The organism is Streptomyces sp. NPDC001822 (genome assembly GCF_042892135.1).
Lineage (GTDB): Bacteria > Actinomycetota > Actinomycetes > Streptomycetales > Streptomycetaceae > Streptomyces.
In genome coordinates, this window is sequence record NZ_JBIATW010000006.1 from 60,745 (window position 1) to 87,097 (window position 26,353).

Annotated in this window: 22 protein-coding genes; 11 read left to right on the plus strand and 11 right to left on the minus strand. The window is 71.3% G+C overall.

The window, feature by feature from the left end; all coding sequences use genetic code 11:
* Positions 1–84: 84 nt before the first annotated feature.
* Both ACFYY2_RS15835 and ACFYY2_RS15840 read left to right on the plus strand, forming a co-directional pair.
* Entirely contained in the window at positions 85–1,026 is a 942-nt protein-coding gene (locus ACFYY2_RS15835; protein ID WP_388742582.1) for an NADP-dependent oxidoreductase, read from the plus strand.
* A 77-nt stretch (positions 1,027–1,103) separates the two neighbouring features.
* Complete coding sequence (locus ACFYY2_RS15840; protein WP_388742584.1) at positions 1,104–1,349, plus strand: DUF2630 family protein; 246 nt, start codon at positions 1,104–1,106, stop codon at positions 1,347–1,349.
* Positions 1,350–1,418: 69 nt separating this feature from the next.
* On the opposite strand, the gene ACFYY2_RS15845 is transcribed toward ACFYY2_RS15840, so the two are convergent.
* The gene (locus ACFYY2_RS15845; RefSeq protein ID WP_388742587.1) at positions 1,419–1,847 is read right to left on the minus strand and encodes an RNA-binding S4 domain-containing protein; all 429 of its coding nucleotides are present in this window, start codon (positions 1,845–1,847) and stop codon (positions 1,419–1,421) included.
* A gap of 304 nt (positions 1,848–2,151) precedes the next feature.
* Here ACFYY2_RS15845 and ACFYY2_RS15850 point away from each other — a divergent pair, with 304 nt between their 5' ends.
* Entirely contained in the window at positions 2,152–3,765 is a 1,614-nt protein-coding gene (locus ACFYY2_RS15850; RefSeq protein WP_388742590.1) for a VWA domain-containing protein, read from the plus strand.
* Positions 3,766–3,925: 160 nt separating this feature from the next.
* Positions 3,926–5,530 carry a methionine--tRNA ligase gene (gene metG / locus ACFYY2_RS15855; protein ID WP_388742593.1) on the plus strand — a complete coding sequence of 535 codons (1,605 nt, stop codon included), beginning with the start codon at positions 3,926–3,928 and terminating at the stop codon, positions 5,528–5,530.
* Between the two features lie 105 nt (positions 5,531–5,635).
* On the opposite strand, the gene ACFYY2_RS15860 is transcribed toward metG, so the two are convergent.
* Positions 5,636–6,388 (minus strand): hypothetical protein, encoded by a 753-nt coding sequence (locus ACFYY2_RS15860; RefSeq protein WP_388742596.1) that lies wholly within the window; start codon positions 6,386–6,388, stop codon positions 5,636–5,638.
* A 262-nt stretch (positions 6,389–6,650) separates the two neighbouring features.
* Positions 6,651–8,477 (minus strand): aspartate--tRNA ligase, encoded by a 1,827-nt coding sequence (gene aspS, locus ACFYY2_RS15865; RefSeq protein ID WP_388742598.1) that lies wholly within the window; start codon positions 8,475–8,477, stop codon positions 6,651–6,653.
* A 184-nt stretch (positions 8,478–8,661) separates the two neighbouring features.
* Here aspS and ACFYY2_RS15870 point away from each other — a divergent pair, with 184 nt between their 5' ends.
* Positions 8,662–10,782, plus strand: coding sequence for a SpoIIE family protein phosphatase (locus ACFYY2_RS15870; RefSeq protein WP_388742601.1), 2,121 nt, complete (start codon positions 8,662–8,664; stop codon positions 10,780–10,782).
* On the opposite strand, the gene ACFYY2_RS15875 is transcribed toward ACFYY2_RS15870, so the two are convergent.
* The 3 genes from ACFYY2_RS15875 to ACFYY2_RS15885 form a co-directional block, all read right to left on the minus strand.
* Positions 10,777–11,859 carry an AI-2E family transporter gene (locus ACFYY2_RS15875; protein ID WP_388742603.1) on the minus strand — a complete coding sequence of 361 codons (1,083 nt, stop codon included), beginning with the start codon at positions 11,857–11,859 and terminating at the stop codon, positions 10,777–10,779. The genes ACFYY2_RS15870 and ACFYY2_RS15875 overlap by 6 nt on opposite strands.
* A 90-nt stretch (positions 11,860–11,949) precedes the next feature.
* The gene (locus tag ACFYY2_RS15880; protein WP_388742606.1) at positions 11,950–12,906 is read right to left on the minus strand and encodes a pirin family protein; all 957 of its coding nucleotides are present in this window, start codon (positions 12,904–12,906) and stop codon (positions 11,950–11,952) included.
* A 178-nt stretch (positions 12,907–13,084) separates the two neighbouring features.
* Positions 13,085–13,525 (minus strand): SseB family protein, encoded by a 441-nt coding sequence (locus tag ACFYY2_RS15885; RefSeq protein WP_388742609.1) that lies wholly within the window; start codon positions 13,523–13,525, stop codon positions 13,085–13,087.
* Positions 13,526–13,696: 171 nt separating this feature from the next.
* On the opposite strand from ACFYY2_RS15885, the gene ACFYY2_RS15890 reads away from it, so the two are divergent.
* From ACFYY2_RS15890 to ACFYY2_RS15900, 3 genes are all read left to right on the plus strand, one after another.
* Positions 13,697–15,523: an acyl-CoA dehydrogenase gene (locus tag ACFYY2_RS15890; RefSeq protein ID WP_388742611.1), complete on the plus strand. Its 1,827-nt coding sequence runs from the start codon at positions 13,697–13,699 to the stop codon at positions 15,521–15,523.
* A gap of 118 nt (positions 15,524–15,641) precedes the next feature.
* On the plus strand, positions 15,642–16,940 hold the full coding sequence (locus ACFYY2_RS15895; RefSeq protein ID WP_388742614.1) for a M18 family aminopeptidase: 1,299 nt from the start codon (positions 15,642–15,644) through the stop codon (positions 16,938–16,940).
* Positions 16,941–17,040: 100 nt separating this feature from the next.
* Positions 17,041–17,262, plus strand: a complete 222-nt coding sequence (locus tag ACFYY2_RS15900; RefSeq protein WP_327116942.1) for a DUF6458 family protein — start codon at positions 17,041–17,043, stop codon at positions 17,260–17,262.
* 114 nt (positions 17,263–17,376) lie between these two features.
* Here the strand turns inward: ACFYY2_RS15900 and ACFYY2_RS15905 are convergent, their stop codons facing one another.
* Positions 17,377–19,188, minus strand: coding sequence for an NHL domain-containing thioredoxin family protein (locus ACFYY2_RS15905; protein WP_388742617.1), 1,812 nt, complete (start codon positions 19,186–19,188; stop codon positions 17,377–17,379).
* Between the two features lie 64 nt (positions 19,189–19,252).
* Here ACFYY2_RS15905 and ACFYY2_RS15910 point away from each other — a divergent pair, with 64 nt between their 5' ends.
* Positions 19,253–19,744 (plus strand): LURP-one-related/scramblase family protein, encoded by a 492-nt coding sequence (locus ACFYY2_RS15910; RefSeq protein WP_388742619.1) that lies wholly within the window; start codon positions 19,253–19,255, stop codon positions 19,742–19,744.
* 56 nt (positions 19,745–19,800) lie between these two features.
* Here ACFYY2_RS15910 and ACFYY2_RS15915 read toward each other — a convergent pair whose 3' ends face one another.
* The gene (locus tag ACFYY2_RS15915) at positions 19,801–20,592 is read right to left on the minus strand and encodes a carbon-nitrogen family hydrolase (protein ID WP_388742621.1); all 792 of its coding nucleotides are present in this window, start codon (positions 20,590–20,592) and stop codon (positions 19,801–19,803) included.
* Between the two features lie 199 nt (positions 20,593–20,791).
* Here ACFYY2_RS15915 and ACFYY2_RS15920 point away from each other — a divergent pair, with 199 nt between their 5' ends.
* Entirely contained in the window at positions 20,792–21,616 is an 825-nt protein-coding gene (locus ACFYY2_RS15920) for a maleylpyruvate isomerase family mycothiol-dependent enzyme (RefSeq protein WP_388742624.1), read from the plus strand.
* Between the two features lie 82 nt (positions 21,617–21,698).
* Here the strand turns inward: ACFYY2_RS15920 and ACFYY2_RS15925 are convergent, their stop codons facing one another.
* Together ACFYY2_RS15925 and ACFYY2_RS15930 are read right to left on the minus strand one after the other, a co-directional pair.
* Positions 21,699–23,006: a nitrate/nitrite transporter gene (locus ACFYY2_RS15925; RefSeq protein ID WP_388742627.1), complete on the minus strand. Its 1,308-nt coding sequence runs from the start codon at positions 23,004–23,006 to the stop codon at positions 21,699–21,701.
* Positions 23,003–23,686, minus strand: coding sequence for a GntR family transcriptional regulator (locus tag ACFYY2_RS15930; RefSeq protein ID WP_388742630.1), 684 nt, complete (start codon positions 23,684–23,686; stop codon positions 23,003–23,005). The genes ACFYY2_RS15925 and ACFYY2_RS15930 overlap by 4 nt, the downstream gene beginning before the upstream one ends.
* A 294-nt stretch (positions 23,687–23,980) precedes the next feature.
* Between ACFYY2_RS15930 and ACFYY2_RS15935 the strand changes: the two genes are divergently transcribed.
* Positions 23,981–24,880: a D-alanyl-D-alanine carboxypeptidase family protein gene (locus ACFYY2_RS15935; RefSeq protein ID WP_388742632.1), complete on the plus strand. Its 900-nt coding sequence runs from the start codon at positions 23,981–23,983 to the stop codon at positions 24,878–24,880.
* Positions 24,881–24,943: 63 nt separating this feature from the next.
* Here ACFYY2_RS15935 and ACFYY2_RS15940 read toward each other — a convergent pair whose 3' ends face one another.
* Complete coding sequence (locus tag ACFYY2_RS15940) at positions 24,944–26,347, minus strand: dihydrolipoamide acetyltransferase family protein (protein ID WP_388742634.1); 1,404 nt, start codon at positions 26,345–26,347, stop codon at positions 24,944–24,946.
* Between the last annotated feature and the right edge of the window lie 6 nt (positions 26,348–26,353).

Genomic DNA, 26,353 nt, shown 5'->3' on the forward strand with positions numbered 1-26,353 from the left:
GCCCCGGCCCCGACGTGCGCGGGCCCGTGGGCCGGGCGAGAGTGGGAATCGTGAGTGCAGGGGGGCGACTGAGAGGTCTGCCGTATGCGAGCCATCGCTGTCAGCGCGTTCCGTGCGGAGCCGTGTCTCGTCGAGGTGCCGAAGCCCGACCCCGAGGCGGGCGAGGTGCGGGTGAAGGTCGAGTACGCGGCACTCAACCCGCTCGACTGGCAGACCGCGGACGGGGCCCTCGACGGGACCGTCCCGCACGTCTTCCCGCTCGTCCTGGGGACGGACTTCGCGGGCCGGGTGGACATGGTCGGCGGCGGCTGGAACCGCTTCCGGGTCGGCGACCCGGTCTTCGGGCGTGTGACGGCACCGCCGGTCGGTCTCTGCGGGGCGTACGGGGAGTACCTCTGCGTCCACCAGGACTCCCCGGTCGCACTGGTCCCGCGCGACATGCCGCTCAGGAGCGCGGCGGCCGTGCCGTCCGCCGGGGCGACCGCCGCGCAGATCCTGTCGAGCACTGCTGTACGGAGCGGCCTGAGCCTCCTGGTCATCGGGGCGGCCGGCGGCGTCGGGAGCTTCCTGACCCAGCTGGCGGCCGCGCGCGGCATAGGGGTCGTCGCCGCGGTGAGGGGGGACGAGCGGCGGCGGATGGCCGCCCTGGGCGCGACCGCCACCGTCGACACGGCCGACGGCACCGAGGCGCTCGAAACGGCGGTGCGCGAGCTGTATCCCGGGGGAGTCGACGCGCTCGTCGACCTCGTGTCCACCGACCCGGCCTCCTTCGGCCGCCACGCCGCCCTGCTGCGCGAGGGCGGAGTCGCCGTCACCACCCGCGGTGTCGCCGCGCCGGCCGGCGTCGCCTGGGCCGACTTCCGGCTCGCCGTCACCTCCGGGCTCCTCGACGAACTGGCGGCCCTGGTGGCGGGCGGGGAGCTGGAGGTCCCCGTCGACATGGAGCTCCCCCTGGAGAAGGCACCGCAGGCGCTCGTCCAGAATCGCGCGGGCGGAGCGCGCGGGAAGACCGTGTTCGCGGTCTGACGGGGCCGACCGGCACCGTCGGACCGCGTCCGACCGACGACCACGTCATCCGACAGGAAACGGACCGGGAGAGGCTCATGGCCGACCAGGACATCTTCGAGAACATCGACGGGCTGATCAGCGAGGAGCGGGCCCTGCGCACGCGTTCGACCGCCGATCTGGGCCTCTCGCCGGAGGAGCGGGCACGGCTGCGCGAGGTGGAGGTCCAGCTGGACCAGTGCTGGGACCTGCTGCGGCAGCGGCGGGCGCTCAGCGAGTTCGGCGAGGACCCGTCGCAGGCGCGGGTGCGCCCCGCCGACGAGGTGGAGGGCTACCAGGGCTGAGGTGGCGGGCCACCGGGGCTGACGGCTGCCGCGGCGACCGCGTGCCGGGACCCGGGCCCCGGCGCCGCGTCAGCTCCTGCCGGGACGGGTGTCCTGCTCCGGCCCGGGGCCGCGCCCCTGGAGGCGTTCCATCTCGCGGCGGTCCCGCTTGGTCGGCCGGCCGGTGCCGCGGTCGCGCACCGGCACCTGCAGCGCGGCCTCGCGCGGCGGCGGGGGCGGGCTGTTGTCGACGAAGCACTCCGCGGCGACCGGAGGGCCCACGCGCTTCCTGACGATCCTGGACACGACGACGACCCGGTCCCGGCCCGCGTGCCGCAGCCGCACCTCGTCGCCCGCGCGCACCGTCGTGGCGGGCTTCGCGCGCTCGCCGTCGACCCGCACGTGCCCCGCGCGGCAGGCGGCGGCCGCCTGCGACCGCGTCTTCGTCAGCCGTACCGCCCAGATCCAGGCATCGACCCGGACACTTCCCTCCGCCTGCGGCGCCTCACCGGAAACCATGCTCCCGACTCTAATCCGGTGCGCCCCGAGCCGGTCGCCGTCCGTCGAGATCCGGTTCCGTTCCCGGGCCGGGCGCCGCCCGACTCGTGGTGCGGCCGTGAGGTTCCCGGGGAGCTTCCGTGTGTCCTCCGGGGCCCTTTCGGGGCCCGTCCGCGGTTCGGGCGGCGCGCTGTTGACACGGGGGCGGGCCGCGCCACCGAACGGCCGGATCCGGCCGCTAACCTTACGTATCCGCCCTGGCCAGGGATCAAATTCCCGCAGTACGGACATTTATCGCACCCAACTCATGCGAAAGGCCTCGCCCATGGGCATTCGGAGCTTGCTGCGCAAGGTGTTCGGCCGGACGGAGCAGGACGAGCCGACCACGGCCACCGTCCCTCCCCAGGCCGAGCGCACCCAGCCCACGGAGCCGGAGGGGGAGACCGCCCCCTCGGCCGAGCCCGCGAAGGCCTCGGTGCCGGCTCCCGCGTCCCCGCCCCCGGCCGAGCACGACGACGGCCGGGCATCGGACCTGGTGGCAGCGGCATTCGACAAGGCGTCCGTGTCCCCGGCCCCGGCACCCCGGGTCCCGGCCCAGGGGTCCGCCCCCGAGGCGGACCCGGTCACGGAGTCCCACGACACCGGGCGGGGCGCGGACACGGTGCCGCAGGAGCCGGAGGCGGTGGCACCGGTGATCGAGGCCGACCCGGAGCCCGGAGTCGTGGCCCCGATCCTGATCGACATGGACCCGGAGCCGGAGGCGAAGGCCGAGGCCACGCCCCTTGAGATCCCGGCCGTGACGGCCGTGACGGCAGAGGCTCCTGGGGCCGATGCCGAGGAGCCCGCCGCGCAGGCGGAGACCGTGCCCGCTGACGAGCCGTCCGCCGCGAAGCCGGAGGGCCCCGTCGCGGAGGGCCCCGTCGCGGAGGCCGCCGCACCCGAGGCCGAGACGGAAGCCGCACCCGCCGCCGAGGCCGAGCCCGAGGCGGCACCCGCGCCGGTCGTCGAGGCCGCGCCCGTGATCCCGGCGGCGCCCGAGCCGGTCGTCGAGGCCGCGCCCGTGATCCCGGCGGCGCCCGAGCCGGTCGTGGCCGCGCCCGTCGCCGCGCCCGAGCCGGTGGCCGAAGCCGCGCCCCTCGCCGAGCCCGAGCCGGTCGTGGCACCCGCACCGGTCGCCGACGCCCCGCCCGCAACGCCCGCAACGCCCGTCGCGCCCGCAGCGCCCGTCGCGAAGGCGGTCCCGGCCGGCAAGCCCGCCGTCACCCTCGCCCGGGTCAAGACGGCGGCCCCCGAGCTGGTCGCCCCGTACAAGGCGGCGCAGTCCGCGCTCAAGGCGCACGGGCTGACCGGGCTCCGGGCCACCGTGTACCTGGTGCTCGACCGGTCCGGATCGATGCGGCCCTTCTACAAGGACGGCAGCGCCCAGCACCTCGGCGACCGCGCACTCGCGCTCGCCGCACACCTGGACCCGAACGCCACCGTGCCCGTCGTCTTCTTCTCGACGGACATCGACGGCACCGGCGCGATCGACCTGACCGCGCACGAGGGCCGGATCGACGAGCTGCACGCGGGTCTCGGACGCCTGGGCCGGACGAACTACCACCGGGCCGTCGAGGAGATCGTCACGCACTACGAGAAGTCCGGGGCCACCGGTCCCGCTGTGGTGATCTTCCAGACGGACGGCGCCCCGGACGCCAGGCAGGCCGCCAAGCAGGCCCTGGTCGAGGCTGCACGGCTGCCGCTGTTCTTCCAGTTCGTCGCGTTCGGTGACGAGGACGCGAAGGGCTTCGACTTCCTGCGCAGGCTGGACCTCCCGAACGTCGGCTTCCTCCACGCGGGCCCCGCCCCGCGCGAGGTCCCCGACGCGGCCTTCTACCGGGACGCGCTCGCCGGGCTGCCCGCCTGGTCCGCCGCCCGCGGGGCCGTCACGGAGGGCTGATCCGCCGCTCTCCGTGCGGTCACGGCGGTACCCGCCCCCGGGCCGGGTTACCGCCGTGGCCGTGACACCGCGGGCGGGAGCGGCCCGCGGCACGGCCGGGAGGCCCGGGGCGCCGCAATCGATGTGAGTGGATCTCCCACGGACCGTTAGGATTTCGACCATGGCGGCCACTGGATCCGAGAAGCAGGGGGCGACGGCGTACTACGTCTCGACCCCCATCTACTACGTCAACGACGCTCCTCACCTGGGCCACGCCTACACGACCGTCGCAGGCGACGTGCTCACCCGCTGGCACCGCCAGCGCGGCGAGAAGGTGTGGTACCTCACCGGCACGGACGAGCACGGTCAGAAGATCATGCGCACGGCCGAAGCGAACAACGTCACCCCCCAGGCCTGGTGCGACAAGCTCGTCGAAGAGGCCTGGAAGCCCCTCTGGGAGCACCTGAACATCGCGAACGACGACTTCATCCGCACGACGGAGAAGCGGCACACGGACCGTGTGCAGGAGTTCGTGCAGGACCTGTACGACAAGGACCAGATCTACAAGGGCGGGTACGAAGGCCCGTACTGCGTGGGCTGCGAGGAGTACAAGCTCCCCGGGGACCTCATCGAGGCCGAGGACGGCACGAAGCTGTGCCCGATCCACAAGAGGCCGGTGGAGCTCCTCAAGGAGGAGAACTACTTCTTCAAGCTGAGCGAGTACGGCCCGAAGCTCATGGAGTTCTACGCGGCCAACCCGGACTTCATCCAGCCCGAGTCGGCCCGCAACGAGATCGTGAACTTCGTCAAGCAGGGCCTCCAGGACCTGTCGATCTCGCGGTCCACCTTCGACTGGGGCGTCCCGGTGCCGTGGGACCCGAAGCACGTGATCTACGTGTGGATCGACGCGCTGCTGAACTACGCGACCGCCGTCGGCTACGGCGCCAACCAGGAGAAGTTCGACGGCACCTTCCCGGCGAACGTCCACCTGATCGGCAAGGACATCCTCCGGTTCCACTCGGTGATCTGGCCGGCCATGCTGATGGCGCAGGGCCTGCCGCTGCCGGGCAAGGTCGTCGCCAACGGCTGGCTGATGGTCGGCGGCGAGAAGATGTCCAAGTCGAACCTGACGGGCATCAAGCCGCAGGACCTGACCTCCCACTTCGGCGTGGACGCCTACCGCTGGTACTTCCTGCGCGCCATCGCGTACGGCAGCGACGGCTCGTTCTCCTGGGAGGACTTCAGCGCCCGCTACACCTCCGAGCTCGCCAACGACTACGGCAACCTCGCCTCGCGCGTCGCGGCCATGGTCGGCAAGTACTTCGGCGGCGCGCTGCCGGAGGCCACGGCGTCCGGTGACGCGGAACTCGCGGTCCAGGAGGGCCTCGCCCGCGCCGTCACCGCGGCCGACCTGAAGATCGGCGAGGAGCTGGACTTCCAGGGCGGCATCCTGGCGGTGTTCGACTTCGTGAAGCAGGTCAACGGCTACATCACCGAGCAGGAGCCCTGGAAGGTCGCCAAGGACACGTCGCCGGAGGGCCAGGCCCGCCTCGCGACCATCCTGTACACGGCCGCCGAGTCGCTGCGCGGTGTCGCGGTCCTGCTGAACGCCGTCATGCCCGACACCTCGCAGAAGCTGTGGGAGTCCCTGGGCGCCGAGACGTCCCTGGGCGCCCTGGCCGCACAGCCGGTGCAGGACGCGGGCCGCTGGGGGCAGCTGCCCGCCGGCGCGACGGTCACCAAGGGCGCGGTGCTCTTCCCGCGCCTGGAGGAGAAGCCCGCGTAGGACCGCGGCACGACCGCGTACGCGTCACTCTTCCCGTGCGAGAAGGAGCCCGGGACCCGTGGGCCGGGTCCCGGGCTCCTTCGTACGCGCCGGCGGGTCGTCCTCTCACCTCGCCAGCGCCGCGGCGTCCCCCATCACGATCACCGGGTACTTCGCGGGGTCGAGGGTGAGGAGCAGCTCCCGCATCCGGTCCTCGGTGAGCGAGACACAGGCCTGGGTGGGGCCGCCGTGGTCCACGTGGACCCAGATGCCGCCGCCCCTGTCCTCGCCGAGGGGCCGGTCGCGGTCCAGCGGGGACGTGCCCGGGATGCGGTTGTAGTCGATGGCGACGACGTAGTCGAAGGAGCCCTCCAGAGGCTCGCCCAGGAAGCCCTCGCCGCTCACCGCGAATCCGGGGTCCTCGTCGTACGGCAGCAGGGTGCCCGGGTCGGGCAACAGGCCGCCGGCGTCGGAGAGGCCGAAGACCCCGACCGGCGAACGGAGGTCGTTGGCGAGGTGGTGGTCCGTCCAGCCCTCCATCCCGTTGTGCGCGGGCCAGGGTCCGGCGATCGGTCTCCAGCCGCGTGCGGGGTCGTCGCGGCTGTAGAGCACGGCCGTGGAGCGGTTGGAGTCGGGGCCGAGTCCGGTCACGACGAGGGCCTGCCGGGCCGAGTCCGGGATGTCGTCACGGGTCCCGGGCCCGATCTCCGGGATGTCCGACGGGGGCATCAGGGGCTCCACGGCGAGGGGTACGGCCGCGGCCTCCGGACCGGCCGCGCCCTTGGGCTCCGGGGTGGTCCGCACCGCACCGGCCGAACAGCCGATGACGAGCAGGAAGAGGAGGACGAGCAGGACGTACGGGCGGCGCGCGACGGACACGGTGCGGGGCTCCTCGGTGGCGGGGCGGACGAGCGCTTCCGGGTGCCAGTCCTCGCCGGGCCCGCAGGCGCCGAATCCGAACCGGGACCCTGCGGATGTACCCGGTCCGTGTACCCGGGGCCCGGGAAGTCCCTCACCCTCACCCGTACGCCGTACGCGTACGCGCGGCAGACGGAACAGCCCTCGGCCGGCAGACGGAACAGCCCCCCGGCCGGTGGCCGGGGGGCTGTTTCACGTGGAACCGAAGCGGAACCGCCGACGCCTACTTGGCGCCGGTGTCCCTCGCCACCGAGTCCTTGGCATCGGCGGCCCTGGCTTCGCCCTTCGCCGACGCGACGGGCTTGCGGAGCTGGATGTTCAGCTCGCGGAGCCGCGTCTCGTCCAGCTCGCTCGGCGCACCCATCATCAGGTCCTGGGCGTTGCCGTTCAGCGGGAAGGCGATCGTCTCGCGGATGTTGGGCTCGTCGGCCAGCAGCATCACGATGCGGTCGACACCCGGGGCGATGCCACCGTGCGGCGGGGCACCGAGACGGAAGGCGCGGAGCATGCCGGCGAACTCCCTCTCGACGGTCTCCGCCTCGTAGCCCGCGATCGCGAAGGCCTTCAGCATGACCTCGGGCTCGTGGTTACGGATGGCGCCGGAGGACAGCTCGATGCCGTTGCAGACGATGTCGTACTGCCAGGCCAGGATGTCGAGCGGGTCCTTCTCCTCCAGGTCCTTCATGCCGCCCTGGGGCATGGAGAAGGGGTTGTGCGAGAAGTCGATCTTCCCGGTCTCCTCGTCCTTCTCGTACATCGGGAAGTCGACGATCCAGCAGAAGCGGAAGACGTCCTCCTCGAAGCGGCCGGCGCGCTTGGCGGCCTCGACGCGGACGACGGACATGATCTTGGAGACCTCGTCGAACTCGCCCGCGCCGAAGAAGACCGCGTGGCCGGGGACGAGGGACAGACGCTCGGTGAGGGTCTTGACGTCCGCCTCGGTGAGGAACTTGGCGATCGGACCGGCCAGCGTGCCGTCCTCGCCGACGCGGACCCAGGCGAGGCCCTTGGCGCCGTGCTCGACCGCGTAGGCGCCGAGGCCGTCGAAGAACTTGCGGGACTGGCTCGCGGTGTCCGGCACCGGAAGGGCGCGGACGTGCTTGCCGGCGAAGGCCTTGAACTCGGAGTCAGCGAAGATGTCGGAGATGTCGACGAGCTCCAGCTGGGCCCGCAGGTCCGGCTTGTCGTTGCCGTACTTCAGCATCGACTCGCGGAACGGGATGCGCGGGAACGGCGAGGTCACCGGGCGGCCGTTGCCGAACTCCTCGAAGAGCTCGGTCATGAGCCTCTCGATCGGCTGGAAGACGTCCTCCTGCTCGACGAACGACATCTCGACGTCGAGCTGGTAGAACTCGCCGGGCGAACGGTCGGCGCGGGCGTCCTCGTCGCGGAAGCAGGGCGCGATCTGGAAGTAGCGGTCGAAGCCGGAGATCATCAGCAGCTGCTTGAACTGCTGCGGCGCCTGCGGGAGCGCGTAGAACTTGCCCGGGTTCAGGCGGGAGGGGACCACGAAGTCGCGGGCGCCCTCGGGGGAGGTCGCGGCGAGGATCGGGGTCGCCATCTCGTTGAAGCCGAGGGCCACCATCTTGGAGCGGATCGAGGCGATCACGGACGAGCGCAGCATGATGTTGCGGTGCATGCGCTCGCGGCGCAGGTCGAGGAAGCGGTACTCCAGGCGCCGCTCCTCGTTGACCCCGTCCTCGGCGTTGATCGTGAAGGGCAGCGGGGCGGCCTCGCCCAGCACCTCGACCTCGGTGACCTCGATCTCGATCTCGCCGGTCGCGAGCTCCGGGTTGACGTTGTCGGCGCCGCGCGCGGAGACCTTGCCGTCGATCCGGACGACGGTCTCCTTGGTCAGCTTCGCCAGGGCGTCGTTGCCGGCGGTGCCGGGGCGGGCGACGAGCTGCACGAGGCCGTAGTGGTCACGCAGATCGATGAAGAGGATGCCGCCCAGGTCTCGGCGATTGTGCAGCCAGCCGCTCAGCCGGACGTCGGTGCCGACGTCAGAGGCGCGGAGCTCGCCGCAGGTGTGGGACCTGTACCGATGCATCGTCGTTCATCCAGTCTTCGCGGTCGGGGTGGATTGACACCCCAGGCTACCGCCCGTAGGCGCACCACTTCATTGGCATTGACGCCGCACCGTCCTCCCGGACGCGCGTACGGACGTCCGGGGGCGCTGCCTGGCGGCATTCCCTCGGTGGCGTCCACGGAGAACATCTTCCTAAAGTGGGGCAATGCGTACCGAGGAGATCCTGGCCGCGATCGGGACGGGTCTGTGGAGCTGGGACAGCTCCTCGGGCACGGTCTCGCTCGACGCCGAGGCCGCCCGGTTGCTCGGACTGCCCGCCGAGCCCGTGGTGCGCCCCGGCGAGGAGGTGCGCCCCCGCTTCCACCCCGCCGACTGGGAGGAGATCGACGGGGTGGTGAACTTCGCGATCGCCGAGGACACCGTCGCCGAGGCCCGCATGCGGGTCGTCGACGAGGACGGCAGGGTCGTGCGGACGGTGCGCACCCGGTCCAAGCCGGTGCCGGCCGACTCCCCAGGCCGCCACACGTACGTGCTGATGGGCACCCTCCAGGAGATCGCGCAGCCTCCGGAGACCATCGCCTCGCACACCCCGCTCACCGGCGACTGGCGCCGCTCCCGCGAGGCGTTCCTGCTGGACGCGGGCCGGGCGCTGGCGGAGGCGGGGTCCACGGCGGAGGTGCTGCGGGTGGCGGGTTCGCTCTCCATGCCCGGCTTCTCCCCGGACGGGCTCGCCGTCTTCGGCGTCTCCGGCGACCACCTGACGGTCGTCGGCCACCACGGGCACAACGTCGGCGACGAGAAGCCGTTCATCGACATGCCGCTGGAGACGGACTACCCGGCGGCCGAGGTCGTACGGACCGGGCAGGCGATCTACCTGTCGTCCCCCGAGGAGTACCGGAAGCGGTTCCCGGCCACCTGGCCGCTGGCCCGCGACTTCGGACGCCGTTCGTGGGCCTTCCTGCCGCTGGTCTCGTCGGGGCACACCACAGGGGCGTGGATGGCCGGGTTCCGGCACAACGTGGCCTTCTCGCCGGACGAGCGCTCGGTGCTGACCACGGTGGCCAGGATGCTCGCACAGGCCCTGACGCGTGCCGGTGCCGCCGAGACGGAGCGGGAGCTCTCCCTGGGCCTGCAGAAGGCGATGATGCCCTCCCTCGGCCCGGGCGTGGACGGTGTGACGATCGCGGCGCGCTACGTCCCCACGGGAGGCGGTCTCCAGGTCGGCGGCGACTGGTACGACGTGATCGCGCTCCCGAACGGGCGTATCGCGCTCGTCATCGGCGACGTCCAGGGCCATGACGTGCGTGCGGCGGGTCTGATGGGCCAGCTGCGGATCGCCCTGCGCGCCTACGCGGCCGAGGGCCACCGCCCGGACGCCGTGCTGTCCAGGGCGTCCCGCTTCCTGTCGGGTCTGACCGAGGCGTACGACCCCGCCGACGGGGAGGACGGGTCCCACGCGACGCGTTTCGCCACCTGCCTGTACGCGGAGGCCGACCCGGACACCGGCACCCTGGACATCGCCCGGGCGGGCCACCCGGACCCTGTGGTGATCAGCGTCGACGGCACGGCGATGATCCGGCAGACCGCAGGAGGACTGCCCCTCGGGATCGAGACGGACGCCGACTACCCGACGACCCGGGTCGTCCTGGGCCCGGGCGAGACGATCATGCTGTGCACGGACGGGCTGATCGAGACCGGCGGGCACGACATGGCCACCGGCTGGGCCAGGCTCCGCCCGGTCCTGGAGAAGCCCGCGGAGGATCTGGAGGAGCTCGCCGACGCCCTGGTCCAGGCTGTGCACGGCCCCGGCTCGCACTACACGACCGGACCGCTCGTGGACCGGCGCGAGGACGACATCGCGGTGCTCGTACTGCGGCGGGAGGCCGCGCGGACCCGCAAGCCGCCCGGACGGCGCTCGGCGATGACGATCGCGCAGGCCGAGCCCGAACGGGTCGCCGCGGCCCGGCAGCAGGTGCGGCAGCTGCTGCACGACTGGGCGGACGCGGAGCAGGTCGACTCCGCCGAGCTCATGGTCTCCGAGATGTCCACGAACGTGCTGGTCCACACCGACGGCGACGCCCTGCTCCTTGCGGAGGTGACCGGCGTACGCGGCGAGCGGCGGCTGCGCGTGGAGGTGGCCGACGCGAGCGACGAGCTGCCGCACAAGCGGCGGCCCGGCGAGATGGCGTCCAGCGGCCGCGGGCTGGTGCTGATGGAGATGCTCGCCGACGCCTGGGGCGTCGACCCGCGCGGCGAGGGGAAGTCGATCTGGTTCGAGCTGTACGAGTCCGAGGATCCGGCGGAACTCGGCCGGGCGGGCTCATGAGCCCCCGGCGGCCTCGTGCCCCAGGGGCTCCGCGCCGCCCCCGTAGTGCGTGCGCAGCACCCCGATCACGCTGAAGAGCGCGGCGCACAGCGGCACCGCCAGCAGGAGGCCCAGCAGCCCGGCGACGCCGGCCCCCGCGGTCAGGGCGATCATGATCATGGCGGGATGCATCTGGACGGTCCTGCTCTGGACGACGGGCTGGAGCACGTGCCCTTCCAGCACCTGGACGGCGAGCACCACGCCCAGCGCCCACAGGGCGATCGCGAACCCCCGGTCGGCCAGTGCGACGAGCACCGCCACACCGCCGGAGAGTACGGCGCCCAGGTAGGGGATGTAGGCGGCGACGAAGACGAGCGCGCCCAGTCCCACCGCGCCCGGAACCCGCAGGATCAGCAGGCCCACGGTGATGCACAGGGCGTCGATCAGGGCGATGACTGTCGTGCCGCGCATGAAGCCCTCGACGGCCTCGAAGGCCCTGCGCCCCATGGCCTCCACGAGGTGGCCGGTGCCACGCGGCGCGAGGCTGTGGGCGAGCCTCGCGGCACGGTCGGAGTCCCGCAGGAAGAAGAACGTCAGCAGCAGGACCAGAACGGCCGTCGTCACGAGCGACCCGAGCAGTCCGATCCCGCTGAGCAGTCCGCCCGCCGCGCTCGCGCCGAACTTCTCGACGAGTTTCCTGGCGTTGTCCTCGAAGTCGTCCACGTCGGCCGCACCGCCGATGTCGAAGTGGTCGACGACCCACTGCCCGGCCTCCTTCAGGGAGTCCACGATCTGGTCGCCGGTGTCGACGAGCGCGGTGACGACGATGTATCCGGCGCCCCCGACCACCGCGACGAGCGCGGCGCAGGTGAGACCTGCGGCCAGCGATCTGTTCACCCCGCGGGCGCTCAGCCATCGGTGGACGGGCCCGAGCAGCGCCGTACCGAGCAGCGCCAGCAGGATCGGCGTGACCGCGGTCTTGAGGGCGACGCAGAGCCAGATCGCCACCGCCACGACCCCGGCGGCCAGGAGCAGGACACAGCACCAGGCGGCCGTCCGCCGCGCGGCTTCGGGCAGGAGGGGCTCACGGGTGGGCACCGTCCCACCCGATCACGGGCCGGGACCGGTGTCCCTCCCGCACCGGCGTACGGGTGACGGACCGTCACCCGTACGCCGGTGCGGGACCGTTCACATGCCGTGGACGGCGGGGACCTTGCCGAGGCGGCCGGCCTGGAAGTCCTCGAAGGCCTGCTTGAGCTCGTCCTGGGTGTTCATCACGAACGGCCCGTAGTGCGCCATCGGCTCACGGATCGGACGTCCGCCGAGCAGCACGACCTCCAGGTCCGGGGTGTTTCCGTCCTGGCTCTCGTCGGCGCGGACGGTCAGCGAGGACCCCTTGCCGAAGACCGCGGTCTGCCCGGTGCGGACGGGGCGGCGCTCCGTGCCGACGCTGCCGCGTCCGGCGAGGACGTAGGCGAGGCCGTTGAAGTCCTCGCGCCAGGGCAGGGTCACCTCGGCGCCCGGCCGGACCGTCGCGTGGACCATGGTGATCGGGGTGTGCGTGATGCCCGGCCCCTCGTGGCCGTCCAGTTCACCGGCGATGACACGCAGCAGCGCGCCGCCGTCCGGGGAGGCGAGGAGCTGGACCTGTCCGCCGCGGATGTCCTGGTAGCGCGGGGCCATCATCTTGTCGGCCTTGGGCAGGTTCACCCAGAGCTGGAGGCCGTGGAAGAGCCCGCCGGACATGACGAGCGCCTCCGGGGGCGTCTCGATGTGCAGGAGGCCCGAGCCGGCCGTCATCCACTGGGTGTCGCCGTTCTCGATGGCTCCGCCGCCACCGTGGCTGTCCTGGTGGATGAAGCTCCCGTCGATGATGTACGTGACGGTCTCGAAGCCGCGGTGGGGGTGCCAGGGCGTCCCCTTGGGCTCGCCGGCCGCGTACTCCACCTCACCCATCTGGTCCATCATGATGAACGGGTCGAGGTGCCGGTAGTTGATCCCGGCGAAGGCGCGCCGCACCGGGAACCCCTCCCCCTCGAACCCGCTCGGGGCGGTCGTGACGGTGAGCACGGGGCGGGCCACGGCGTCGCCCGGAGCTGCGATCTTGGGCAGGGTCAGCGGGTTTTCGACGGTCACTGCGGGCATGGGAGCCACCTCCGGGAGTCTTCTGCGTCCAATTTAGTTGAACGCTGAACATCTTGCAAGCGGCGCGCACCGGCCACCGCCGGACCGCCGCGTTCCGGCCGCCGCCCGGACAGCACCGAGGGCCCGCACCCGGTCGGGTGCGGGCCCTCGGGCCGTCTCGCGCGTGTGCGGGTGTCCGTCAGCCGTACATGCGGCGCATGGCGAAGTCCACCATCTGCTCGACCGCCTTGGCGTCGAAGACCATGCGGTGATCACCCTCCATGTCCAGGACGAAGCCGTAACCGGTCGGGAGCAGGTCGATCACCTCGGCGCCGGTGATCACGAAGTACTTGGACTCCTTGCCCGCGTAGCGCCTCAGCTCCTTGAGCGTGGTGAACATGGGGATCACCGGCTGCTGGGTGTTGTGGAGGGCGAGGAAGCCCGGGTTGTCACCGCGCGGGCAGTAGACCTTCGCCGTGGCGAAGATCTGCTGGAAGTCCTCCGCGGACAGGGATCCGGTCGTGAAGGCCCGTACCGCGTCGGCCAGGGAGGGCGGCGAGGGCTCGGGGTACAACGGCTGCTCGCCGTAGCCGCCGCCCATCTGCTGCTGTGCACCCGGGTTCTGGTCGTAGCCATACATGCGGCAAAGAGTAATCGGACACATCTGTGCCTCGGGGGGTTGCGTCTTATTACTGACGGGTAGCATCATCGTGGGGGTCAGGTGGGAAACCCACGCCAGGCCGTCCGCCGCCCGATCCTCACTCCTCCCCGGGGCGCTGCGCGCCACTGCTATTGATTACGGAGCCTTCCCATGGGGCACTACAAGTCGAATCTCCGCGACATCGAGTTCAACCTCTTCGAGGTCCTCGGGCGCGACAAGCTCTACGGCACCGGCCCGTTCGCGGAGATGGACGTCGACACCGCGAAGAGCATCCTGGACGAGGTCACCCGCCTCGCGGAGAACGAGCTGGCCGGCTCCTACGCCGACGCCGACCGCAACCCGCCGGTCTTCGACCCCGAGACCAACACCGCGCCCGTCCCGGCCTCGTTCAAGAAGTCGTACCAGGCGTTCATGGACTCCGAGTACTGGCGCCTGGGCCTGCCCGAGGAGATCGGCGGCACGACCTCCCCCCGCTCCCTGATCTGGGGCTACGCGGAGCTCCTGCTCGGCGCCAACCCGGCCGTCTGGATGTACTCCTCCGGCCCGGCGTTCGCCGGCATCCTCTTCGACGAGGGCAACGACGCGCAGAAGAAGGTCGCCGAGATCGCCGTCGAGAAGCAGTGGGGCTCGACGATGGTGCTGACCGAGCCCGACGCCGGTTCGGACGTGGGCGCGGGCCGCACCAAGGCGGTCGAGCAGGAGGACGGCTCCTGGCAGATCGAGGGTGTGAAGCGCTTCATCACCTCGGGCGAGCACGACATGTCCGAGAACATCCTCCACTACGTCCTGGCACGCCCCGAGGGTGCCGGACCGGGCACCAAGGGCCTCTCCCTCTTCCTGGTCCCGAAGTTCCACTTCGACTGGACCACCGGCGAGCTCGGTGCGCGCAACGGCGTGTACGCGACGAACGTCGAGCACAAGATGGGCCTCAAGGCGTCCAACACCTGCGAGATGACCTTCGGCGACCAGCACCCCGCCAAGGGCTGGCTGATCGGCGACAAGCACGACGGCATCCGCCAGATGTTCCGCATCATCGAGTTCGCCCGCATGATGGTCGGCACGAAGGCCATCGCGGCGCTCTCCACGGGCTACCTCAACGCCCTGGAGTACGCCAAGGAGCGCGTCCAGGGCACCGACCTGTCGCAGTTCATGGACAAGGCGGCCCCCAAGGTCACCATCACGCACCACCCCGACGTACGCCGCTCCCTCATGACGCAGAAGGCGTACGCCGAGGGCATGCGCTCGCTCGTGCTCTACACCGCCTCCGTCCAGGACGCGATCCAGGTCAAGGAGGCCGCGGGCGAGGACGCCAAGGCGCTCAACGGCCTCAACGACCTGCTGCTCCCGATCGTGAAGGGCTACGGCTCCGAGAAGTCCTACGAGCAGCTCGCGCAGTCGCTCCAGACGTTCGGCGGCTCCGGGTACCTCCAGGAGTACCCGATCGAGCAGTACATCCGTGACGCCAAGATCGACACGCTGTACGAGGGCACGACCGCGATCCAGGGCCAGGACTTCTTCTTCCGGAAGATCGTCCGCGACCAGGGCGCCTCGCTGAACGCCCTCTCCGAGGAGATCAAGAAGTTCCTCGCGGGTGCCCAGGGCGACGAGGAGCTGTCCGGCTCGCTGGACAACCTCGCCAAGGCCGCGGTCGACCTGGAGGCGATCGTCGGCACGATGATCACCGACCTCACCGCGACCGGCGAGGACGTCAAGAACATCTACAAGGTGGGCCTCAACACCACCCGCCTGCTGATGGTCTCCGGTGACGTCGTCGTCGGCTACCTGCTCCTCAAGGGCGCGGCCGTGGCCTCCGAGAAGCTGCGCAACGCCTCTCCGAAGGACGCCGCCTTCTACCAGGGCAAGATCGCCGCCGCGAAGTTCTTCGCCGCGAACGTCCTGCCGGGCGTCTCCGCCGAGCGCGCGCTCGCCGAGACGGTCGACAACTCGCTGATGGAGCTGGACGAGGCCGCGTTCTAGTCCTCGCCGTTCAAGGTCCTGCACGCGGAACAGGTGCGGCCCGCCCCCGAGACGGGGGGCGGGCCGCACCGCCGTCCGCCGTGAACCCTCCCGGCCCGCCGTCGTTAAAGTGAAGAACATGAGCACTTCCCTCCGCTTCGACCGCGGGCACACCGACGACCTGATGGCCTTCCTGATGGCCAGCCCCTCCCCGTACCACGCCGTGGCCACCGCTGCCGCGCGACTGGAGAAGGCCGGATTCCGGCAGGTCGAGGAGACGGCCGCGTGGGACGGCTCCACGGGTGGCAAGTACGTCCTGCGGGGCGGCGCGATCGTGGCCTGGTACGTGCCGGAGGGCGCCGGTTCCCACACCCCCTTCCGCATCGTGGGGGCTCACACCGACTCCCCGAACCTTCGCGTCAAGCCGCTGCCCGACACCGGGGCGTACGGCTGGCGCCAGGTCGCCGTCGAGATCTACGGCGGGACCCTCCTGAACACCTGGCTCGACCGGGACCTCGGCCTGGCCGGGCGGATCTCGCTGCGCGACGGCACCCACCGGCTCGTGAACATCGACCGGCCGCTGCTGCGGGTGCCCCAGCTGGCCGTCCACCTGGACCGCTCCGCCAACCCCGACGGCCTCAAGCTGGACCGCCAGAAGCACATGCAGCCGATCTGGGGGCTCGGGGACGTGGAGGAGGGTGACCTCATCCGCTTCGTCGCCCGGGAGGCGGGAGTCGACCCGGACGAGGTGACCGGCTGGGACCTGATGCCGCACCCCGTCGAGCCGCCGGCCTACCTCGGCCGGGACCGCGAGCTGCTCGCCGGCCCGCGGATGGACAACCTGCTCTCGGTGCACGCCGCGACGGCCGCACTGGCCGCCGTCGCCGGGCAGCCGGACGAGGAGATCCCGTACATCCCCGTCATGGCCGCCTTCGACCACGAGGAGAACGGCTCCCAGTCCGACACCGGTGCGGACGGTCCGCTGCTCGGCACGGTCCTGGAGCGTTCCGTGTTCGCCCGGGGCGGTTCGCTGGAGGACCGCGCCCGCGCCCTCGCCGGAACCGTCTGCCTGTCCTCGGACACCGGCCACGCCGTGCACCCCAACTACGCCGAGCGGCACGACCCGACACACCACCCGGTCGCCAACGGCGGCCCGATCCTCAAGGTCAACGTCAACATGCGGTACGCGACCGACGGCAGCGGCCGCGCCGTGTTCGCGGCGGCCTGCGAGAAGGCGGGCGTGCCGTGGCAGACGTTCGTCTCCAACAACGCGATGCCGTGCGGCACCACGATCGGCCCGATCACCGCGGCCAGGCACGGCATCCGGACCGTCGACGTCGGTGTGGCCATCCTGTCGATGCACAGCGCACGCGAACTCTGCGGCGCCGACGACCCCTACCTGCTGGCCAACGCGCTGGCGGCGTTCCTCGCGGGCTGAGAACTCTCCCAACCACCTCCACGGACATGCTTGTTGCCGGGCCGGGTACGCGATCCGTACACCGGCCCGGATTCACCGGGCCGTCGAGGAGGCGGAAATCATGGGACTCGGAGGATGCATTCTCCTGATCGGTGCCGGGGCGATTCTGGCGTTCGCCACCGACTGGGAGATGGACACCGTGAACGTCGACCTGGTCGGCTGGATCATGATGCTCGTCGGCCTCGTCGGGGTCTTCGTCTACGTGAGCATCGCGCGGCGCCGCCGCATGGTCGTGCCGCCCACCACCACGGTCGTCACGGAGGAGGAGCGCCGCTACCAGTGACGGCGCGCGGTAGGCACCCCGCCCGCCCGGGACGGCCCCTCGCCGGGCGGGCGGGACCACGCGTGTCGTGGGGTCCCGTCCCGCGGCGCCGAGGGGCCGGTGGCATCCGGCCCGTCAGGCCTGCTCGTCCATCCCGGCCAGCACCAGCGGAAGCCTGGACGCCCCTCCGGCCGTGACGCTGACGGGAACACCCCAGTCCTGCTGGTGCACGTGGCAGGCCGGGTACTCGTTCGCCGGGTCGTCGTCGCAGGAGGCCGCCATCGCGGAGACGTGGAGGACGCCCTCGGTGATCCCGTCCGCGAGGACCAGGTCGCGGCTCAGATCCGTGCCCTGCCCCGATCCCTCGGCCAGGAGTTCCGGCGGGGTCGAGGAGACCAGGAGCCGCGTCGAGGGTCCGTAGCGGACATCGAGCTTCTGCCCGGCGGGGGCCTGGAAGACCACGTCCAGCCTCAGGGTGCCGGCGGCGACCTCGGTGGCCGCCCGCTGTGTGCGGTGCGCCCGGTCCGCGACGCGCACGGCCTCCTCGGGCAGCCGCAGCCGGGTCAGCCGGTGCCGGGCGGACTCGACGACGACGAGGTCGCCGTCCACGAGCACCGCGTCGCTGGGCTCCCGCAGATCCGTGGCCAGCGTCGTGACCTCACCGCTTGCCGGGTCGAACCGGCGCAGCGCGTGGTTGTAGGTGTCGCTGACGGCCACGGAGCCGTCCGGGAGGGCCGTGACGCCCAGGGGGTGCTGGAAGAGCGCCTGGCCGGCGTCCCCGTCACGGTGGCCGAAGTCGAAGAGCCCGGTGCCGACGGCGGTGTGCACGGTGCCGTCCAGGTCCACGTACCGCAGGGACGAGGTCTCCGAGTCGGCGACCCAGAGCCGGTCCCCGGCCGCGGCGAGGCCCGAGGGCTGCGCGAACCACGCCTCGGGGCCGGGGCCGTCGACCAGACCCTCGTTCGTCGTGCCGGCGGCCACCCGGACCGTGTCCTGTCCGGGGTCGTAGGTCCACAGCTGGTGCACACCGGCCATGGCGATCCACAGCCGGTCGCCGAACCAGGCGATGTCCCACGGGGAGGACAGGTCCACCTCGGCGGCCGGGCCGCTGGTGGCGGAGCCCTGCCACCACTGGCGGCCGGTCCCGGCGAGCGTCGTCGTCGCGCCCGTCGCGAGGTCGAGGGCCCTGATGGCGTGGTTGACCGTGTCCGCGACGGCGACCCGGCCGTCCGGGAGGAAGGCGAGGCCCTGGGGCTCGCTGAACCGTGCGTCGGACCGGCCGCCGTCGGCGAACCCGCGCTCGCCGCTGCCGTAGTGCCCGCGCACGGTCTCACCGTCGGCGTCGAGCTCGACCAGGCGGTGGCGCGTGGTGTCGGAGACCAGGAATCCCCCGTCCGGAAGGACGAGTGCCTTGCCGGGGAAGCGCAGATGGGTGGCGACCGGCTCGGGCGCGACGTACGGACCGTCGCCGCGGCGCAGCGTGCCCTTCTCGGTGTGCTCGGCCTCCAGCTCCTCGACCAGCTTCCCGATGGCGTGGGCGTGCCCCTCACCGGCGTGCTGGGCGACGACATAGCCCTCGGGGTCCACCACGACGAGGGTCGGCCACGCCCGCACGGCGTACTGCTTCCAGGTGGCGAGCTCGGGGTCGTCGAGGACCGGGTGGTGCACCCCGTAGCGCTCGACGGCGTCGACGACCGCCTCGTGGTCGGCCTCGTGGACGAACTTCGGGGAGTGGACGCCGATGATCACCACGGTGTCGCGGTGCTTCTCCTCCAGCTCGCGCAGCTCGTCGAGCACGTGCAGGCAGTTCACACAGCAGAAGGTCCAAAAATCCAGAATGACAATGCGTCCCCGCAGGTCAGCAAGGGTGTACTGCCGGTCGCCTGTATTGAGCCAGCCGCCCTTGCCGATCAGTTCGGGGGCGCGGACACGTGCACGTGCTGTCATGACAACAGTCAACAGCACCGTGGCCTGCGCGCATTCCGGCAGGGCGTCGGGGAACCTGTGATCCATGAGACTTCTCGTGCGTGAGCGGCTGTTCGGCGTCGGCGACGACTACTGGATCGAGGACGCGGACGGGCGGAAGCTCTTCCTCGTCGACGGCAAGGCCATGCGGCTCCGGGACACCTTCGAGCTGAAGGACACCGACGGCCGGGTGCTGGTGGAGATCCGCCAGAAGCTGATCAGCCTGCGCGACACCATGCTCATCGAACGGGACGGCGACGAGCTGGCCAAGGTCAAGCGCAAGCGGCTCTCGCTGCTGCGCAACCACTACCGGGTGACCCTGGTGGACGGCACGGAGCTGGACGTCAGCGGCAGGATCCTGGACCGCGAGTTCGCCATCGACTACGACGGCGAACTGCTCGCCCAGATCTCGCGGCGCTGGCTCACCGTCCGGGACACCTACGGCGTCGACATCGTGCGGGAGGACGCCGACATGCCGCTGCTGATCGCGGTCGCCGTGTGCGTGATCGTGCTCGCCGACAAGGATCACGAGGACTGAGCGCGGGCGCGGCTCCGCCCGGTTTCACGTGAAACCGGGCGGCGGGCCCCGTGTCCTCAGCGCGGGGGCGCGAGGCCGAGACGGCGGTCCTTCAGTGCCGGGAACTGCTCCCGGGTGGTGGCGGTCCTCGTCGGGTCGAACTCGACGGCGAGCACCTCTTCGCCCGATCCGGCCTCGGCGAGCACCTCGCCCCAGGGGTCCACGACGATGCTGTGGCCCGCCTGCTCGACTCCTCCGTTGGTGCCCGACGAGCCGACCCCCAGGACGTACGCCTGGTTCTCGACGGCGCGGGCCTGCGCGAGCAGGGTCCAGTGCGCGCGGCGGCGCTCCGGCCAGCCGGCCGAGACGACCAGCGTCTCGGCGCCCGCGTCCACGAGCCCCCGGAACTGCTCGGGGAAGCGCAGGTCGTAGCAGGTGGCGAGGCCGAGGGTCGTCCCGGGCAGTGCGACGGTGACGAGTACCTCGCCCGCTCCCATCATCACCGCCTCGCCCTTGTCGAAGCCGAAGCGGTGGATCTTGCGGTAGGCGGCGACGCGCTCCCCCTCGGGGGAGAACACGAGCGAGGTGTTGTAGAGGGTGCCGTCCTCCGCGCGCTCGACGAACGAACCCGCGTGCAGCCAGACGCCGGCCTCGGCGGCCGCCTTCGCCATGACGTCGTGCGTGGGGCCCCGCAGCGGTTCGGCCGCGTCCTCGAACTCGGTGTAGGCGAACGCTCCTACGGGCCAGAGTTCGGGAAGGACGACCAGGTCCGCGCCGCGCTGGGCCACGACCAGTGAAGCCGCGCGCTCTCTACGGGAATTGATCGATTCATCCGGGTTTACAGCGATCTGGATGAGGGAGGCGTGCACACTACCACCGTCCTGGCATGGAAGCCGTCAACGCGGGCCTACGATCGTCACACGAAAGCACTGCCGGGGTGCCTGCTCGCAGCGTAACTTAGCGAGCGAACCTCCCACGCAGCCCGCAGACAGCGCCGTCGCTGCCGGCCCTCCCGCCGGCAGTCCCTGCTCTCCAGCCCATGCACCGCAGAACCGCACGAGGGGTCCCGTGACCGTCCATCCCAGCCTCCAGACCTACGCCGACGCCTGGACCCACTCCGTCGAGTCGATATCCGAGCTGGTCAAGCCACTCGCCGAGGGGGAGTGGAACCGCCGCACACCCTGCCCGGGCTGGTCGGTCCGCGACATCGTCTCGCACGTCATCGGCATGGAGTGCGAGCAGCTCGGCGACCCCCGGCCGATCCACACGCTGCCGCGCGACCTCTACCACGTGCAGAACGACAAGCAGCGCTACATGGAGATGCAGGTCGACGTGCGGCGCCACCACACGGCACCGGAGATGACCGCGGAGCTGGAGTACACGCTCATCCGCCGGATGCGTCAGCTCCGCAACGAGTCGCGCGCCCCCGAGACCATGGTGCGGGCCCCTCTCGGTGCCGAACAGACCCTGGAACTCGCCCTGCGCATGCGCGCCTTCGACGTGTGGGTGCACGAGCAGGACCTGCGTACGACGCTGGGCCGGCCGGGGAACCTCGACTCCCCCGGCGCCCTGATCGTCAGGGACGTCCTGCTGATCGGGCTGGCGAAGGTCGTCGCCAAGGACGCGGGCGCGCCGCCCAACTCCGCCGTGGTCTTCGACGTGCACGGCCCGCTGGAGTTCCTGCGCACGGTCAGGGTCGACGGCGAGGGCCGGGGCTCGGTCGACGGCGCGCCGTCCCTCGGCCCCGCCGCGACGCTGGCGATGGACTGGGAGACGTACTACCGCCTGGCCTGCGGCCGGGTGCGTCCGCAGGCCGTGGAGGACCGGATCAAGACCGACGGGGACCAGGAGCTGGCAGCCGAGATCCTGCGGAACTTCGCCGTCACCCCGTGACGCCCGGCCGGCGGCGCGCCCGTCCGGCGACGGACGGGGCGGGCGCAGCGCCGGGCCGGCCGCGCGGGCACCGCCCCGCGGGTCAGGCGGGTACGTGCACGGCTTCCACCCTGCTGACGACGTGGTGGTCGCGTTCCCGGTGGGTCGCCCTGCCGTGCAGCCGGAGGATCTGCGCGACGCCGAGCGCCTCCAGGACGAAGACCGACGCGAACGCGACGCGGTAGTCGTCGCCCGTCGCGTCCAGCAGGACCCCCACCAGGAACAGTGTCGTCATCGAGGCGACGAACCCGCCCATGTTGACGATCCCGGACGCGGTGCCCTGACGCTCCGGCGGGTTCGCGGGCCGGCCGAAGTCGAAGCCGATCATCGATGCGGGGCCGCACGAGCCGAGCACCAGGCACAGGGTGACGAGCAGCCACATCGGCGCGTGGTCACCGGGGTAGAAGATCGTGGAGCCCCAGAGCAGCGCCGTCATGGCGACGGTGCCGAGAGCCAGCGGGGCGCGCGCGGCGTGGTGACGGGCGATCACCTGGCCGTAGACGAGCCCCACCACCATGTTGGAGAGCACCACCAGCGTGAGCAGTCCACCCGCCGTGCCCCTGGTCAGCCCCTGCGCCTCGACGAGGAACGGCATGCCCCAGAGCAGCAGGAAGACCATGGCGGGGAACTGCGTGGTGAAGTGGACCCACATGCCGAGCCTGGTCCCGGGCTCCCGCCAGGCGGCAGCGATCTGCTTGCGCACGTACACGGCACCGGCGTGCTCGGCGGGCGGAGGCTCGTGACCCTCGGGGTGGTCCTTGAGGAAGGCCAGCAGCAGCATCAGCACCAGCACGCCCGCCGTGGCGCTGCCGACGAAGGTCGCCGTCCAGCCGTAGCCGTGCAGGGCGCGCGCGATGAAGAGCGTCGACACGAGGTTGCCCGCCATGCCGAAGAGCGCGGCGACCTGTCCGATCATGGGCCCGCGGCGGGCCGGGAACCACCGGGCGCCCAGTCGCAGCACACTGATGAAGGTCATCGCGTCACCGCAGCCGAGCAGCGCGCGGGAGGCGAGCGCCATGCCGTACGAGGGCGAGAGCGCGAAGCCGAGCTGCCCGAGCGTGAACAGCACCGCCCCGAAGGTGAGGACCTTCTTGGTGCCGAACCGGTCGACCATCAGCCCCACGGGTATCTGCATGCCGGCGTAGACCAGCAGTTGCAGGATGGAGAACGTCGACAGGGCGGAGGCGTTGACGTCGAACCGGTCGGCGGCGTCCAGCCCGGCGACACCGAGGCTGGTGCGGAAGATGATGGCGACGAAGTAGACGGCGACGCCGATGCCCCAGATCCAGGCGGCGCGACGGCCGCCCGGCGGATCTCCGGGCAGCGACAGGGCGGGGGCGGCCGAGCTCATCGGTCATCACCCCGGACCAGCACCCTGACCCGGCCGACGTGCCGGCGTACGACCTGCGCGGCGCCGTCGGCGTCACCGGACCTGATGGCCTCCAGCAGTTCACCGTGCTCCGTGATGTTGGCGGCGATCCTGTCCGGGTGCGCCTCCATCACGGCGACCCCCATCCGCAGCTGCCGGTCGCGGAGCTGGTCGTAGAGGCGGGAGAGGATCTCGTTGCCCGCGTTCCGGACGATCTCGGCGTGGAAGCAGCGGTCCTTGACGGATACGGCGGCCAGGTCCCCCGCACCCGCGAGTTCCCGCTGCTCGTCGAGGAGTTGTTCGAGCCGGGCGATCAGGCCCGGGGAGGCGGGCACGGCCTTGCGGGCCGCGAACTCCTCCACCAGCAGCCGGGTCTCGACGACGTCCGCGATCTCCTGGGCGGAGACGGCGAGCACGAGGGCGCCCTTCTTCGGGTAGAGCTTGATCAGCCCTTCGGCCTCCAGCCGCAGCAGCGCCTCCCGGACCGGCGTCCGGGAGACCCCGACGGCCTCGGCGAGGTCTCCCTCGGTGAGGAGCGTGCCGCCCTCGTAGCGGCGGTCGAGCACCGCCGTCTTGATGTGCGTGTAGACGCGTTCGGCGGCGGGTGGTGACTTGGGGTCCGCCTTACGGGCGGCGGGCGGGACGAGGGACGCGGCTGGCATGCGCACAGCATAGATACAAGATGGGTGCGTCCGCCGACGCGTCCGCGATCCGGACCCGCCCGCCCTTTCCGGCAGCGCGCCCCGCGGGCACCGACTCCGTGGCCCGATCGCGTCCGGATGTCACACACCCGCCACCCCTCGGGGGGTCCGGACGAGGACCGCGGTTCGTATAATCCGTGCAGCCGGAATCGATCTCACCCGTACGTGAGCACATCCATTCGGCACCCTCGCGAGTCTCACCACCAAGCGGCACTCTCACGTGACCGCATTTCAGGTGTATTTGGAGCGTTTGACTTGAAAACCGGTCTTAAGGGCATAAACCGCGCAACCGTTGCCGCCACCGTGGCCCTCACCGCAGGCGCCCTCCTCGCGGGCAGCACGTCCGCCTCAGCGGCCCAGGCAGCGACCCTGCCGACGCCCACGATCACCGCCAAGGGCGGGTTCGTGATGAACAACGGCACCGCGAAGACGCTTTACAGCAAGTCGGCGGACACCCGCCGGTCCACCGGTTCCACCACCAAGATAATGACCGCCAAGGTGGTGCTGTCCCAGAAGAACCTGAACCTCGATTCCAAGGTGACGGTCCAGAAGGCGTACAGCGACTACATCGTCAAGAACACCGCCTCGTCGGCTCGTCTGATCGTCGGCGACAAGGTGACGGTCCGTCAGCTCCTCTACGGTCTGATGCTGCCGTCGGGCTGCGACGCCGCCTACGCCCTGGCCGACAAGTTCGGGTCCGGCACCACGCGTGCCGCCCGGGTGAAGTCGTTCCTCGGCAAGATGAACGCCACCGCGAAGTCGCTGGGCATGACGAACAGCCACTTCGACTCGTTCGACGGCATCGGCAACGGCTCGAACTACTCGACGCCGCGCGACCTCACCAAGCTCGCCAGCTCCGCGATGAAGAGCTCCACGTTCCGCGCGATCGTGAAGACGAAGTCGACGAAGCAGAAGGTCACGACGAAGTCCGGCGGCTACCGCTACATGTCGTGGACCAACACCAACCTGCTGCTGGGCAGCTACAGCGGCACGATCGGTGTGAAGACCGGCTCCGGCCCGACCGCCAAGTACTGCCTGGTCTTCGCCGCGACCCGCAACGGCAAGACGGTCATCGGGACCGTCCTCACCGCGACGTCCTCGACGACCCGTACGTCCGACGCGAAGAAGCTCATGGACTACAGCTTCAAGAAGTAGTCCGGCCCGCACACGTGCGAAGGGGCCCGCCGCAGCCTGCGGCGGGCCCCTTCGCACGGCCGGTCAGGCCCAGGTGATCAGACGCTTCGGCTGCTCCAGGATCGCCGCGACGTCCGCGAGCACCTTGGAACCGAGCTCGCCGTCGACCAGGCGGTGGTCGAACGACAGCGCCAGCGTGGTCACCTGACGCGGCTTCACCTTGCCCTTGTGCACCCAGGGCTGGAGCTTGATCGCGCCGACCGCGAGGATCGCGGACTCGCCGGGGTTCAGGATCGGCGTGCCCGTGTCGACGCCGAAGACGCCGACGTTGGTGATCGTCACGGTGCCACCCGCCATGGCCGCGGGGGACGTCTTCCCCTCGCGCGCCGTGGTGACCAGCTCGCCGAGCGCGCCGGCCAGCCGGGGCAGCGTCATGGCGTGCGCGTCCTTGATGTTCGGCACGATCAGGCCGCGCGGGGTGGCGGCTGCGATGCCCAGGTTCACGTAGAGCTTCTGCACGATCTCCTGGTTGGCCTCGTCCCAGGCTGCGTTGACCTCGGGATTGCGCTTGATCGCGACCAGGAGGGCCTTGGCGATGATCAGGAGCGGGTTGACCCGCACCCCCGCCATGTCCTTGTCCTCCTTGAGCTCCGCCACGAGCTTCATCGTGCGCGTGACGTCGAGCGTCACGAACTCGGTGACGTGCGGCGCGGTGAAGGCACTCCCGACCATGGCCTGCGCGATGGCCTTGCGCACACCCTTGACCGGGATACGGGTCTCACGGCCGGCCGCGTCCGCGGCCACGGCGACCGGTGCGGGCGCGACGGGCGCCGCCACCGGCTCCGCGGGGACCTCGGCCGGGGCCGGGGCGGCCGCCGCGTGGACGTCCTCGCGGGTGATGATCCCGCCCTCGCCGGTCGGGGTGACCGTGGCCAGGTCGATGCCCAGGTCCTTCGCCAGCTTGCGCACGGGCGGCTTGGCGAGCGGACGGGCCTCCGGGGCCGCTGCGGCGTGGCCGTTCATCTCGGCCTGGACCGCGGCGGCGGCCGGACCCGGGATCTCCACGCCCTTGCGGGCGCGGCGCTTCGTGGAGGACTCGGCCACGCCGTAGCCGACCAGCACCGGCTGCCGCCCCTTGGGAGCCTCCGGTTCGGCTTCCGGTTGTGCCGGCGCCACGGGCTGCTGCACGGTCTCCGCGGGGGCCGGGGCGTCACCGCTGCCGGGTGCCACGTCCACCGCGATGATCACCTGGCCGACGTCCACGGTCGTGCCCTCGGGGAAGCGGAGCTCGTGCACCACCCCGTCGAAGGGGATCGGCAGCTCCACCGCCGCCTTGGCGGTCTCCACCTCGCACACGACCTGGCCGTCGGAGACGGTGTCGCCGGGCTGGACGAACCACTTGAGGATCTCGGCCTCGGTCAGTCCTTCGCCCACGTCCGGCATCTTGAACTCGCGGAAACGAGCAGACGTATCGGTCATCGTCGTCACGATCCC

Excerpts from the sequence above, each read along its gene's own strand:
- ACFYY2_RS15870 (WP_388742601.1), top strand. The coding sequence starts at position 8,662 with ATGCGTACCGAGGAGATCCTGGCCGCGATCGGGACGGGTCTGTGGAGC.
- ACFYY2_RS15910 (WP_388742619.1), top strand. The coding sequence starts at position 19,253 with ATGAGACTTCTCGTGCGTGAGCGGCTGTTCGGCGTCGGCGACGACTAC.
- metG (WP_388742593.1), top strand. The coding sequence starts at position 3,926 with ATGGCGGCCACTGGATCCGAGAAGCAGGGGGCGACGGCGTACTACGTC.
- ACFYY2_RS15890 (WP_388742611.1), top strand. The coding sequence starts at position 13,697 with ATGGGGCACTACAAGTCGAATCTCCGCGACATCGAGTTCAACCTCTTC.
- ACFYY2_RS15835 (WP_388742582.1), top strand. The coding sequence starts at position 85 with ATGCGAGCCATCGCTGTCAGCGCGTTCCGTGCGGAGCCGTGTCTCGTC.
- ACFYY2_RS15880 (WP_388742606.1), bottom strand. The coding sequence starts at position 12,906 with ATGCCCGCAGTGACCGTCGAAAACCCGCTGACCCTGCCCAAGATCGCA.
- ACFYY2_RS15930 (WP_388742630.1), bottom strand. The coding sequence starts at position 23,686 with ATGCCAGCCGCGTCCCTCGTCCCGCCCGCCGCCCGTAAGGCGGACCCC.
- ACFYY2_RS15845 (WP_388742587.1), bottom strand. The coding sequence starts at position 1,847 with ATGGTTTCCGGTGAGGCGCCGCAGGCGGAGGGAAGTGTCCGGGTCGAT.
- ACFYY2_RS15850 (WP_388742590.1), top strand. The coding sequence starts at position 2,152 with ATGGGCATTCGGAGCTTGCTGCGCAAGGTGTTCGGCCGGACGGAGCAG.
- ACFYY2_RS15895 (WP_388742614.1), top strand. The coding sequence starts at position 15,642 with ATGAGCACTTCCCTCCGCTTCGACCGCGGGCACACCGACGACCTGATG.
- ACFYY2_RS15925 (WP_388742627.1), bottom strand. The coding sequence starts at position 23,006 with ATGAGCTCGGCCGCCCCCGCCCTGTCGCTGCCCGGAGATCCGCCGGGC.
- aspS (WP_388742598.1), bottom strand. The coding sequence starts at position 8,477 with ATGCATCGGTACAGGTCCCACACCTGCGGCGAGCTCCGCGCCTCTGAC.
- ACFYY2_RS15840 (WP_388742584.1), top strand. The coding sequence starts at position 1,104 with ATGGCCGACCAGGACATCTTCGAGAACATCGACGGGCTGATCAGCGAG.
- ACFYY2_RS15900 (WP_327116942.1), top strand. The coding sequence starts at position 17,041 with ATGGGACTCGGAGGATGCATTCTCCTGATCGGTGCCGGGGCGATTCTG.
- ACFYY2_RS15885 (WP_388742609.1), bottom strand. The coding sequence starts at position 13,525 with ATGTATGGCTACGACCAGAACCCGGGTGCACAGCAGCAGATGGGCGGC.
- ACFYY2_RS15905 (WP_388742617.1), bottom strand. The coding sequence starts at position 19,188 with ATGACAGCACGTGCACGTGTCCGCGCCCCCGAACTGATCGGCAAGGGC.